This is a genomic window from Actinoplanes sp. TBRC 11911, from assembly GCF_012933445.1.
In the GTDB taxonomy this organism is placed as follows: Bacteria; Actinomycetota; Actinomycetes; order Mycobacteriales; family Micromonosporaceae; genus Actinoplanes.
Map to the genome: position 1 here is coordinate 39,480 of NZ_JABBNC010000041.1, position 12,338 is coordinate 51,817.

The following is a 12,338-nucleotide window of genomic DNA, read 5'->3' on the forward strand; positions in this document are numbered from 1 at the left end:
AACGTATCCAATCTTGGCGGACAAGTGAGCCAGGTGCCGCACAAACCGATATCCACAGGGGCCCGCGACGGATTCGCGGGGCTCGGTGGCTCCCGCTACAGTGCCCGGCATGGCCGATAAGGGCTGGATCTCACGAGTGGCCACCGCGGCCGGAGCCGCCGCGGGGACGGGTGCCGCCCAACTCGGACTGGGCTACGGCTTGGGCGTCGTCGTCTGGCCAGTGACCGCGACCACCGACGACAGCGACTGGCTGGGCAGCCTGAGCTGGGCAACGTGGATCACGGCGAGCGCCACGGTCTTCGGCGCGGTCCTGGCCAGCCGGCTGGGCGGCGCTCCGGCTAAGCGGTGGAGTGGCGCTTGGCGTCTGGCCCTCGCGGCCTCGGCGGCGGCCGGCGCCTTGGTGGCCGTCGCGCTGATCGCGCTGCCGGCTCGCTCCGCCGTACGCGACGACGCCTTCTCCCCGCAGGTGACAGCCGGCGGATATGCGCTGCTAGGCGTCCTGTTCGGCCTGATCGTGGCGTATTTCGCGGTCGCCTCCAAACCGATCGCCGCCAACCTGATGGCCACCGGTGTCCTGCTCTGGGCGTTGGCCATCACCGCGATCGTGGTCGAGCTGGCCTGGCACCGCGACTCCGCGACATACCTGACGAGCTGGCAGTTCGCCCAGTCCAGCGACGGCGAGCGCTTCGGCACGATCTTCTGGCCAAGCGCGCTGCTGACCTTGGCCGCGGCCCTCCTCATCGGTGCGATCGCCGTCGCCCCCGCCATCCGCCGCGGCAACCACGGCTTAGGCGCCGCGGTGTCCGGTGTGGTCGGCCCGCTCCTGGTGGCCGTCGCCTTCCTCGCTCTGGCACCCCGCCTGACCGGCGCGTTAGGCCCGCTCGAGTCGGCCTACTTGATCGCGCCCTACGCCGTGCTGGCCGGCCTGGCCGGCTCCGCCCTGGCCGTAACCGCCGGCCGAGCAGCAGCAGACCGCCGATCCCGCCGTGCCGGCGCGGCCGGCCCAGACGTGACTAGTCCAGCCACCGAGACCAGCCGAGACTCTGTGACCAGCCCAGGCTCTGTGACCAGCCCAGGCTCTGTGACCAGCCCACACCCGGTGACCAGCCCAGACGCTCAGGCCAGCCCCAGCTACGAGGCCGGCCCCGACGCAGTTACCGGCAAGCCACATTCCGCAGCCACTTCGCCATACGACAAATCGGACGACTCCGGCCACAGTGGTGGATCACCCTCCGCCCAGGCCACCACGTCGCCCCGCGTCGCCCCGCCCAGCCGATCACCGTCGAACCCGTCCGAGGCCGTCGCGGCCAAGCCGCCGACAGCTCCGGCGGCCGGTCCGCGCGACGTCGACACCGGCTATCAAGCCGATCACGACCGTAGCGATCGGCCCGAGACCGAGGCACCTCGCCAGCGAGGACGGCTGGCCAGGCTGATCGGTCGAGCAAAGGTCCCGGCCCAACCTTCCGATTCGGCCCGATCAACGGCAGACGCCCAGCCGGTCCTGGACGCGACAACGTCCATCGCGGCGCCAGAAAGCCGTGCCGCGGTGACCGCAGCCGAATCAGCGTCCGGTGCATCCGCCGACCCGCGAGGCGCTCTGTCGAGCTCGGCCGCTCCCGATAGAACGGATAAATCCGGTAAATCCAGCTCAACGCGTGGTACGGCGCGGCGCGGCACGCCTCCGACTGGCGAACCCGCCGCCCGTTCCACAGCCGCGGAGCGTCCCGCAGCTGCCGGGCGTCCCGCTGCCACCAGGCGTCCCGCAGCCGCCGAGGATCCTGCGAACACCCGCAGCACCACAAGCGCCCAGGACGCGACGAGCGCCGGGAGCACGACAAGCGCCCGAGACGCGACAAGCGCCGGGAGCACGACAAGCGCCCGAGACGCGACAAGCGCCGGGAGCACGACAAGCGCCCGAGACGCGACAAGCGCCGGGAGCGCCACAAGCGCCCAAGACGCCGGGAGCGCCGGGAGCGCCCGAGACGCGGCGATCGCCCTGGACGCCACGAGTGCCGGGGGTGCCGACCCGGAGATCGCGGCCGCAGCGCGGCCGAGCCGTGAGCGAGCGCGGAAGGCGACGACCGCTGGTCGTAGGCCGGCGAAGTCGACCATTACGCCGCCGCCTTCCGAGCCCACAATCGCGCAGATCAACCCGAAGCCTCCGGTGAGCGAGTGATGCGTCCCGGCGAGTGGCAACCGGTTCCGCGGCGAAGCCAGAGGAACCGGACATTCGGGGCCCGAGCCTCCCGCGCAACGCCGGAGATGTTCCCGCGGGGCGCATCAAGGCGAAATGACAGTGATCTGGTCCTCGCCGCCGCCGACGACGTTGCGTTGTCCCGTGCTTTTGGGCGGGAACGGACGGCGGAGCTGGCATGGGACGCATAGCGTTCGGGCGGTGACGGAGCGACGTGCGGTTCTCAGTGGTTCGACCTTTGAAGAACAGATCGGCTATGCCCGGGCGGTCGTCGATGGGGACCGGGTTTACGTGTCGGGGACTACCGGGTTCGACTATGCGGCCATGACGATCTCCGCGGACGTCGTCGAGCAGGCCGAGCAGTGCCTCAAGAACATCGAGGCGGCGTTGTCCGAGGCCGGCTGCACGTTCGGGGATGTGGTCCGGGTGCGGTATCTGCTTCCCGAGCGAGATGACTTCGAGCCGTGCTGGCCGGTGCTCCGGCGCCGCTTCGGGGAGGTGCGGCCCGCCGCGACCATGATGGTGTGCGGCCTCAGCGACCCACGCATGAAGATCGAGATCGAGGTGGACGCACGCCGCAGGCGCTAGACGAGTGTCCTAACGGTCTCTAGTCGCGTGTATATAGCGCCTATCACGCAGTCGGCGCCGCTCACGCAGTCGGCGCCGCTCACGCAGTCGGCGCCGCTCACGCAGTCGGCGCCGCTCACGTGGTCGCCGTCTATCGCGTGGTCGCGGGGCACGCCGCCGACCGCGCCTCCTCGCATATCCGATATTTCCAGGCATCGGCCGGATCGGCTGGGCCACTGGCGAGCGAGGCTCGGCACACGGCCGCACGGCGCTTCCATTCCGTGGGATGGTTGGCCGCCTGCTGAGATCCGCGCCCACGTCCTGGACTCGGCTTCCACAATGCGGGATGTAGGTCCATTGTGGAGAAAGCTTTTGTCCGGTAATGAGTCTTTCGCCCAGCAGACTTTTCCGGCCAGATGTGAACCTTGGAGAGTTATGGCTCGTATGTGGGCGCAACTATCCAAGGTCCACCAAAGTCCATGATGCGGGCGCGATATCCCACATAGTGGACGCTCCGGCCGCGAGCGATCGCCACGCGACCAGGACGATCTTCGCAGTCGTAGCCAGGTCGGCGGCAGCGAGGTGGCGGCAGCGAGGTGGCGGCAGCGAGGTTGGCCGGCGGCCTCAGCCGCTTATCAGGTCGGCAGCGCGTAACCGCAGCTACCAGGATGCGCTCAAGCAGCGGAGCGCGCCGTTGCAAGCCGTAAAACGCCCATAACCACCTATCTCGCGGAATCACTCCCACAGCGTGTCAGCACTGGGCGTAACGGCGCCATCAGCCTAGCCGTGACCAGGTCACTCATCGCCTAAGCATCACGAACTGCAGTTAGGACTTGCTCGACTAGCGCGCCCGCTGGACTCGCGCCCGCGCCCAACCACGCCGAACGCCTAGCTGGCTCGGCGGCCGCCGCGAAACCAGGGAGACGTGGATCAACCAAGCCGGGCGCGAGGCCGCGGGGTCTCGCCAGCTCAGACGGGCCGGGTGCGAGGCCGCGCGGTCTCGCCGGGCTCAGACGGGCCAGGTGTGGACTGGCTCGTTGGACTGCTGCAGGACCTGGTAGCGGAGCAGCATGTCGTGCAGGGCCTCGGGGCGGCTCAAGCCTCGGGACTCGGCCTCGCGGACCGCCTCGGTCTGCCACGTTGCGCCGTTGCGGGACGCGGCGCAGCGGTCGTCGATCACGCCCAGCAGGCGGTCGCGCACGGCAGGGTCGACGCCGTAACGGTCCAAACCGGCGTACGCCTTGGGGAGCAGGACCGAGCGCACCAGATCGGCCACCGGGATTTCGCCGGTCGTCGGCCAGACGACCGTGGCCTCCATGCCGTGCCGGGCGCCGACCCGGAAGTTCGACTCGGCGGTCGCGAACGGCAGCCGGGACCAGATCGGCCGCTCCTCCTCGCTGAGCTGCCTGATCAAGCCGAAATAGAAGGCCGCGTTGGCCAGCAGGTCAACCACCGTAGGACCGGACGGCAGCACCCGGTTCTCGATGCGGAGATGCGGGCGTCCGTCCGAGACGTCGTACACCGGGCGGTTCCAGCGGTAGACCGTGCCGTTGTGCATCCGTAGCTCGCTGAGCCGCGGCACGCCGCCGGACTCCAGGACACCCACGGGATCCTCGTCGTCGAGCAAAGGCAGCAACGGCGGGAAGTAGCGGACATTCTCCTCGAAGAGGTCGAAGACCGACGTTATCCAGCGCTCGCCGAACCACACCCTCGGGCGTACACCCTGGGATTTGAGCTCTGCCGGACGGGTGTCGGTGGCCTGCTCGAACAGCACGATCCGGGTCTCCGCCCAAAGCCGGCGACCATGGAAGAACGGCGCGTTCGCCCCGATTGCCACCTGGATCCCGGCGATCGCCTGCGAGGCATTCCAAAACCGCGCGAACCGGTCGGGCGGCACCTGCAGATGGAACTGGGCGCTGGTGCACGCGGCCTCGGGCACGATCGAGTCGCAGGCGCTTCGGAGCCGCTCCACGCCCGCGATGTCGAGGCTGAACTGCTCGCCCCGCGCGCCCGACATTTCCCTGTTCAGCAGGAGATATCGACCGTCTGCCGAGAGGTTTTCGCTGGTCAGATGATCCCGGGTCAGCGTGGGCAGCATGCCGATCAGCAATAGCCCGCTCTCCACTTTGGCCGCTCGATCAACCGCGCGGTCGAGGCTGTCGAGCACGTCACGCTCGTAGTCGGCGAGTCCGCGGCCGATGATCGACTGGGGTGGCGCGTTGAACTCGAGGTTGAACCGGCCCAGCTCGGTCTGGAACGCCGGGTCGGCGAGGTGGGCGAGCACCTCGTTGTTGCGCATCGCGGGCCGGCCGCCAGAGTCGATCAGATTCAGCTCGATCTCCAGGCCGGTCATGCCGTCGCACGTGTCGAAAATGTCCGCGTCGAGCATGTCGGCGAGCACGTCGAGGCAGCGATGCACCTTTTGCCGGAACCGGACGCGGTCCTCCGGCGCGAAGACGACGGTTGCGAGGTCCTTGCCCACTCACCCTCCCGGCACGATCGGGGCCGAAACGGACGTCGATCACCACCCTGTGAGCGAGCCGGTACGTTCGGTATACCTTGCCATCCCGAGCGCATGACCGCCAGATGACAGCGCGCGCTTGCCGTACGGGAATGCGAAGAGCCGCCGCCCGCGGATCCGGACGACGGCTCTCGTATGTGGACGGTCGAAATCAGCCCTGCAGGACAGCTTCGCCCTCGATCTCGATCTTGACCTTGCGGCCGACCAGCACGCCGCCGCCCTCGACGGCCATGTTCCAGGTCAGGCCCCAGTCCTCGCGGTCGATCTCGGTGTGCGCGCTGAACCCGAAGACCGGCTTGCCCGACGGGTGGGTGGCGGCGCCCTCGAACTCGACGGTCAGCTCGACCTGCTTGGTGATGCCCTTGATGGTCAGCTCGCCGTCGAGAACGAACTCGGCGCCGGCGTGCTCCTTGATCCCGGTGCTGCGGAACTCCATGGTCGGGTACTTCTCGGACTCGAAGAAGTCGCCGCTGCGCAGGTGGTTGTCCCGGTCGACGGTGCCGGTCTCGATGCTCGCGGTGGTGATCGTGGCGGTGACCGACGACTGCAGCGGGTCCTCGCCGACGGTGATCGTGGCGCTGGCCTCGGCGAACTGGCCGCGAACCTTGGCGACCATCATGTGTCGGGCGATGAAACCGACCCGCTTATGTGCCGGGTCCAGAGCGTACGTGCCGGCCACCGGGATCTGCAGACCCTCGAACGGACGGGTGCTGACGACGGACTCGGTCATGACAAGCCTTCTTCCGAAGCTGGGAGATGTTGTTGTCTGCTCAAACAACTATATTCGAAGCAACATTCCCCATGTCAAGCGCACATGTAGCCTGGATTTGTGACTACCGAACTGGAAGACCCGCGGCTTACCGCGGTCGGTTTGTTCGCTGAAGCGTTCAATGGGCTGAGTAGTCGTTTTTCCGCCCAGTTCGACGAACATCGGCTCTCCGGCGTCGAGTTCGAGGTTCTCATGCGCCTGGCCCGCTCACCGCAGCAGCGTCTGCGGATGACCGATCTGGCCGGCCAGACATCCCTGTCCACCAGCGGATGCACCAGGGTGGTCGACCGTATGGACCGCGACGGACTGGTACGCCGCGAGGCCTGTGCCACCGACCGCCGCAGCTCGTACGCCGTGATCACCGACCAGGGCCAGGCCCGGCTCGACGAGGTGCTTCCCGGCCATCTCGAGCTCGTGCAGAAGTGGTTCGTCGGCCAGCTGACGACCGACCAGCTGGACGGAATGCTGCAGTCCCTTCGCAAGATCCGCGACGCCGTCAACCCGTGCGCCACGGCCGGTGCCGACGACGACAACTCGTAACTCACAGTGATTTTTGGCGTACGAGAAGATCGTTAAACCGGCAGAAGTACCGGCAGAACCGGGCGACGCGTCGGCCTTTAAGGGACATATCTACCCAGTTGGGCCACACCTCGCCGTTACTGTGATCCGCGCAGGGGGATGCGGCGCGACCGAGGCGATGTGCGGGGCTTTTGACGGGGGAGCCATCGTTCTCGCCGCGTTAACTGGTGGGGTGTCGACGGTCGGCGCGTGGGGGGCACATGCCGACCGCCGCGCCACGCCAGCCCCCTGCGAGTCTCGATTGCCGTGGCGCCGGCCGGCTCACCACAGCGGCCGGCGTCTCAGGCTCCGAGCACCTCAACCACGATCTCCGGGCCCAGTTGATCACGCTCCCGCTTCACCAGCGTGATCCCGCCCGAGTGACACAGGTCGGCCAGCCTCCGCACCACGCGCGTGCGCTCCTCCCCCTCGGGTGAGCTGGCGATCAGGCCGACCAGCGCCTCCACCACATCCCGCGGATCATGAGCGCTCCCGTACGCCTCTGCGGCGCGCCCGTAGCAATCGGCGGCTCGCTTCTGCTCCCCGCGCTGCGTCGCGATCGCGGCTTCCACCATCAAGGACGAACCGTCCTCCGGGGGACGCAACCGTTCCAGCACCTCGCGCGCCGGATCCACCCGACCCGACGACGCCAGCGCGAGCCCGATCGTCGCCAGCAGGCGCCGCCGATGGTTCGGATCGCCGACCCGTTCCAGTTCGACCATGGCCCGACGCCCGAGCCGCTCGGCCTCCTCCGGGTTTCCGTCCAGCCTCGCCACCTCGGCGAGATTCGCCAGGGCGACCGCCCGCAACCGATCCTCACCGCCGTCGCTGGCCAGCAGATCCACCGCGGCGAGCCGGCGCCGCGCCGCGTCCAGATCGCCCACCCGGATCTCGTGCCAGATCAGGTTGTTCTCGGCCAGGGCCATATCCCGGGTCTTGCCGCTGCGCCGGGCCAGCGCGAGAACCGCCTCGCCGTGCCGTCGCGCCTCGTCGTACTCGCCGGTGGTCATCCACATCGCGACGAGCTGGGTGTGCGCGGTGAGCTGCCCCGCGACGTCCCGCAGCCGCTCGAACTCGGCCACCGCCTGAATCGCCGAGCCGATCTCCTCAGCGCCCTTGCCGTGCTCCAGGGCGAGCTGGGCCAGTCCGACCTTGGCCCAGGCGCGGGTCGCCGGGTCGGCGTCGGCGGTACGCGGGTCGTCGAGCAGCCGTCGCAGCCACTGGCGGCCGCTGACGTCCATGCCCCGGAACCGCCACCAGCGCGGGAGCGCGGCGGCGATACGGAGCGCGGTGTGCGGCTCCTCGCCGGCTGCGAACGACAACGCCGCCCCCAGGTCGCCGGCCACGTCGTCGAGCCGGCCGGCCGCCTCGGTCAGCTTGATCCCGACCAGGTCGGGCGCGGTCTGCCGGGCCAGATCGGCGAGCACGGCCGCGTGCAGGCGGCGGCCCTCGGTCAGCTCGCCCTCGGCCGCCGCACGCTCGGACGCGTAGTCCCGCACGACGTCGAGCAGGCGGAACCGGACCATGCGGCTGCCGCGCACGCTCAGCAGGCCCAGCTCGAGCAGCCGGTTGAGCAGGTGCACGACATCGGCGCCGTCGGTCTGGGTGCCCTCGGTCATCCGTTCCGCGAGCCCGAGCGACCATCGGTAGCGCAGCATCGCGAGGCGGCGCAGCGCGTGCTGCTCGCCGGGGTTGAGCAGCCGATAGCTGGCGGCCACGGCGTCGCGCAGCGAGACGACGGCAACCGAGGGCATCACCGATCCGGGGCGGTCCAGGTCGAGGACGCGATCGCCGTACCGGTCGAGGATCTCCGCGATGGTGAGCACGCGGCCGCGCGCGGCGGCGAGCTCGATCGCCAGCGGGAGGCCGCCGAGGCGTCGCACCAAGGTGGCCAGTGGCGCGATCTCATCGGGTTCCAGCGGCGTGTGCCGGACCCGGCCGAGGCGGTCCAGGAACAGGGCGGCGGCGGGATAACCGGCGATGGCCGGGAGTAGGTCGGGTGCCTCCGGCGGCGGCACCACCAGCGGCGCGAGCGGCCAGACCCGCTCGGCGGGCAAGCCGATCGGGTGCCGGCCGGTGGCCAGGAAACGAAGCGACGGAATCCGGTCCAGCAGCCGGGTGAGCACCTCGGCGGCGGCCTCCGGCGCTCGCTCGACGGCGTCGACGAAGACCAGGGCGGCGCGCTCGGCGAACCGGCCGGGCAGGTCCTCGAAACGGCCCACCCCGAAGGCGGCCGCGACGCTGGCCAGGATCTCGCCGACCGACGCACCCTCGGTGATCACTATCCCGGCGACGCCTCCGGGGTACGCCGAGGCGACCCGGCGAGCCACCACGAAGCCGAAGCTCGTCTTGCCGACCCCGGCGATGCCGACCAGCGTCACGCCGCGCGGACCGTCCACCGCGGTGAGGCGGTTGACCAGCTCACCGACGTCGTCGTCGCGGCCGATCAGCTCGACGATCGGGGGCATCTGCAGGAAGCCGGTCGGTGGCAGCGGTTCCTCGGCCGGCTGTCCACGCGCCGCGGCCAGGAACGCCTCGCGATCGGGGCCGGCCAGACCGAGCGCGGCGGCCAGCAATTCCACAGTGGTGCGCTGCGGCCGGGAGGCACGACCGCGTTCCAGATCGCGCACCGTCCGGACGCCGATGGCCGCCCGGACGGCGAGTTCCTCCTGGGTCAGCTTCGCTCTTAACCGATGTCGGCGCAGCACGACGGCGAATCCGGATACCACCTGGTCCGCGCCCTCGTCCCCCGCCATGATGCGAACCTATGCATCAGCGACGATGCCTGCGAGCAGAGATCCGTACCTGTCGGGAAGCGGACGGAAACCTTGTCAGGGAATAAACGTAATCTCGGACTTGCGGTGATTCTCGGCGTTACAGACCGAGACCGCGCGCGATCAGCATCCGCTGCACCTCGGACGTCCCCTCCCCGATCTCGAGGATCTTGGCGTCCCGGTAGAAGCGACCCACCGCCGACTCGTTCATGAAGCCGTATCCGCCGTGCACCTGCGTCGCGTACCGGCTGTTCTCCATGGCGGCGTTGCTGGCGTTCAGCTTGGCGATGGCCGCGTACCGCTTGAACTCCTCGCCGGCGAGCATCCGGGCCGCGGCATCGTAGTAACCGAGCCGCGCCGTGTGCGCCCGCAACTCCATGTCCGCGATCATGAACTGGACGGCCTGGTAGTTGCCGATCGGCTTGCCAAAGGTCGAACGTTCGTTCGCGTAACGCACCGACTCGTCGACGCAGCCCTGTGCCAGCCCGACGGACAACGCCGCGATCGCGATCCGTCCCTCGTCAAGCGTCCGCAGGAACTGGGCGAAACCACGGCCACGCTCACCCAGCAGATTGGCGGCGGGGACGCGTACGTCGTCGAAGGAAAGCTCGTGGGTGTCCGACGCGCACCAGCCGACCTTGGAGTAGCCGGGCGCGACCGTGAAGCCGGGCGTCCCGGACGGCACGATGATCGTGGACAGTTCCTTGGATCCGTCCGGGTTCGTGCCGGTCTGCGCCATGACGGTGACCAGGCAGGTGATGTCGGTGCCGGAGTTCGTGATGAACGCCTTGGACCCGTTGATCACCCACTCGCCGGTCGACTCGTCCAGCACCGCGCGCGTGGTGATCGCGGCCGCGTCGGTGCCGCTGCCCGGCTCGGTCAGACCGAAGGCCGCCAGAGCCTCGCCGCTGGTCAGTTTCGGCAGCCAGCGTTCCTTCTGCTCGGGCGTACCGAAGCGGTGGATCGGCATGGCACCCAGCGAGATCGCCGCCTCCAGGGTGACCGCCACCGAGCTGTCCACTCTGGCCAGTTCCTCGAGAGCGATGCACAGCGCGAAATAGTCGCCGCCCATACCGCCGACGTCCTCCGGGAAGGGCAGGCCGAACAGCCCCATCTTCCCCATCTGGCGGACCACCTCGTACGGGAAGGTCTTGTGCTCGTAATGTTCGGCGATCACCGGAGCGATCTGCTCGCGCGCGAAGTCCCGCACGGTGGCGCGCAGGGCCTCCTGCTCTTCGCCGAGCCGGAAGTCGACCATGGGGTACTCCTGTCAGACGGGCGTGACGCCATGCCGGCGCCGGGCGAAGCTACGGTCTTTGGTGCGGGCCGCGTCGAAGCGGCGGACGAGCTCGTCGCGCAGATCGCCGGGCTCGACGACGGTGTCGACCACCAGCTCACTGGCGAGACGCATGATGTCGATGTCGCGTTCGTAGTCGGCGCGGAGCTCGGCCACGTACGTCGCGCGCTCCTCGTCCGAGCCGAGGGCCGCGATCTTGTTGGCGTAGACGGCGTTGACCGCGGCCTCCGCCCCCATCACCGCGATCTTGGCGGTGGGCAGGGCAATCGTGGCGTCCGGATCAAAGCCGGGGCCGGCCATCGCATAAAGCCCGGCCCCGTACGCCTTCCGGACCACCACACAGATCTTCGGAACCGTGGCCTCGGAGATCGCCGTGATCATCTTGGCGCCGTGCCGGATGATGCCCTGTTTCTCCACGGCCGAACCGACCATGAAGCCAGGAACGTCGGCCAGGAACAGCAGCGGGATGTTGAAGGCGTCGCAGAGCTGCACGAACCGGGTCGCCTTGTCGGCCGAGTCGACGAAGAGCACGCCACCCTTGAACATCGAGTTGTTGCCGACGACACCGATGACCTCGCCGTCGAGCCGGGCGAACCCGATCGTCAGCTCACGCGCCCACAACGCCTGGATCTCCAGGAACGAACCCTGATCGACGATGCCCTTGACGTACCGCCGCATGTCGAAGGCCTGACGCTCGCTGGCCGGGACCAGCGCGCCGAGATCGATCTCCGGCGGCGCCTTGGCCTCGGTCGCGGGCGGGCGGCCCTCCCAGTTGGACGGAAGATACGACAGGTAGTCGCGGACCACGTCGAGCGCGTCGTTCTCGCTCTTGCAGAGGAAGTGGCCGACGCCGGACTCGGCGCAGTGCACGCGGGCGCCGCCCATGTCCTCGAGCGTCGTCTTTTCCCCGGTCACCATCTCGACCATGCGGTCGGACCCCAGATACATGCTGGCGTTGCCGTCGACCATGGCGACCACGTCGCAGAAGGCCGGAATGTAGGCGCCGCCGGCTGCCGACGGCCCGAACAGGGCGCAGACCTGCGGAATCGCTCCGGAAGCACGCACCTGGGTGTGGAAGATCTTGCCGGCGCCGCGGCGGCCCGGGAAAAGGTCGACCTGATCGGTGATCCGGGCCCCGGCCGAGTCGACGAGGTAGATCATGGGAACCGAGGACTGAATCGCACGCTCGATGATCCGGATGATCTTTTCGACCGTACGGGCTCCCCAGGAACCGGCCTTGACGGTCGAGTCGTTCGCCATCAGGCAGACCTGGCGCCCGTCGATCCGGGCGGTCCCGGTGATCACGCCGTCGGCGGGCAGCCCGTCGGCGAGGCTGTTGGCGAACACGCCGTCCTCGACGAAGGAGCCGTCATCGACCAGCAACGCGATCCGCTCGCGCGCGAACAGCTTGCCCTTGGCGGCGTTGGCCGCGTGGTACCGCTCGGCGCCGCCGGTGAGCACCCGCTTGCGAATCTGCGCGAGCGCCTCCTCGGCGTCCCCGGAACCTCCGAGCACCGCGTAACCCCCACATCCTGAACGATCGTTAGGCCTGAACGACCGTTAGGGTAGCTTATCGTTCGCTCGGTCGGCAACGACGAACGGGAGCCCCCGCAAGGCGCGGAGACTCCCGTCCGTTTCATTACCACCGATGCCGTGGA

At 68.9% G+C, this 12,338-nt stretch carries 8 protein-coding genes; 3 read left to right on the plus strand and 5 right to left on the minus strand.

The annotated features are described in order from the left end of the window. Positions 1 to 109 precede the first annotated feature (109 nt). Complete coding sequence (locus HH310_RS37120) at positions 110 to 2,176, plus strand: Hansenula MRAKII killer toxin-resistant protein 1 (protein ID WP_169180423.1); 2,067 nt, start codon at positions 110 to 112, stop codon at positions 2,174 to 2,176. Positions 2,177 to 2,395: 219 nt separating this feature from the next. Continuing rightward, on the plus strand, positions 2,396 to 2,782 hold the full coding sequence (locus tag HH310_RS37125) for a RidA family protein (protein WP_169180424.1): 387 nt from the start codon (positions 2,396 to 2,398) through the stop codon (positions 2,780 to 2,782). A gap of 988 nt (positions 2,783 to 3,770) precedes the next feature. On the opposite strand, the gene HH310_RS37130 is transcribed toward HH310_RS37125, so the two are convergent. Then, positions 3,771 to 5,243 (minus strand): glutamate--cysteine ligase, encoded by a 1,473-nt coding sequence (locus tag HH310_RS37130; protein WP_169180425.1) that lies wholly within the window; start codon positions 5,241 to 5,243, stop codon positions 3,771 to 3,773. A 190-nt stretch (positions 5,244 to 5,433) separates the two neighbouring features. Next, on the minus strand, positions 5,434 to 6,012 hold the full coding sequence (locus HH310_RS37135) for a YceI family protein (RefSeq protein ID WP_169180426.1): 579 nt from the start codon (positions 6,010 to 6,012) through the stop codon (positions 5,434 to 5,436). 99 nt (positions 6,013 to 6,111) lie between these two features. Here HH310_RS37135 and HH310_RS37140 point away from each other — a divergent pair, with 99 nt between their 5' ends. Further along, on the plus strand, positions 6,112 to 6,591 hold the full coding sequence (locus HH310_RS37140; RefSeq protein WP_169180427.1) for a MarR family transcriptional regulator: 480 nt from the start codon (positions 6,112 to 6,114) through the stop codon (positions 6,589 to 6,591). Positions 6,592 to 6,911: 320 nt separating this feature from the next. Here the strand turns inward: HH310_RS37140 and HH310_RS37145 are convergent, their stop codons facing one another. From HH310_RS37145 to HH310_RS37155, 3 genes are all read right to left on the minus strand, one after another. Beyond that, positions 6,912 to 9,365, minus strand: coding sequence for a helix-turn-helix domain-containing protein (locus tag HH310_RS37145; RefSeq protein ID WP_169180428.1), 2,454 nt, complete (start codon positions 9,363 to 9,365; stop codon positions 6,912 to 6,914). 118 nt (positions 9,366 to 9,483) lie between these two features. After that, positions 9,484 to 10,641, minus strand: a complete 1,158-nt coding sequence (locus HH310_RS37150; RefSeq protein WP_169180429.1) for an acyl-CoA dehydrogenase family protein — start codon at positions 10,639 to 10,641, stop codon at positions 9,484 to 9,486. A gap of 12 nt (positions 10,642 to 10,653) precedes the next feature. Continuing rightward, positions 10,654 to 12,195 carry an acyl-CoA carboxylase subunit beta gene (locus tag HH310_RS37155; RefSeq protein ID WP_169180430.1) on the minus strand — a complete coding sequence of 514 codons (1,542 nt, stop codon included), beginning with the start codon at positions 12,193 to 12,195 and terminating at the stop codon, positions 10,654 to 10,656. Between the last annotated feature and the right edge of the window lie 143 nt (positions 12,196 to 12,338).

Coding starts and splice junctions, on each gene's coding strand:
- HH310_RS37135 (WP_169180426.1), bottom strand. CDS start 6,012: ATGACCGAGTCCGTCGTCAGCACCCGTCCGTTCGAGGGTCTGCAGATC.
- HH310_RS37145 (WP_169180428.1), bottom strand. CDS start 9,365: ATGGCGGGGGACGAGGGCGCGGACCAGGTGGTATCCGGATTCGCCGTC.
- HH310_RS37120 (WP_169180423.1), top strand. CDS start 110: ATGGCCGATAAGGGCTGGATCTCACGAGTGGCCACCGCGGCCGGAGCC.
- HH310_RS37150 (WP_169180429.1), bottom strand. CDS start 10,641: ATGGTCGACTTCCGGCTCGGCGAAGAGCAGGAGGCCCTGCGCGCCACC.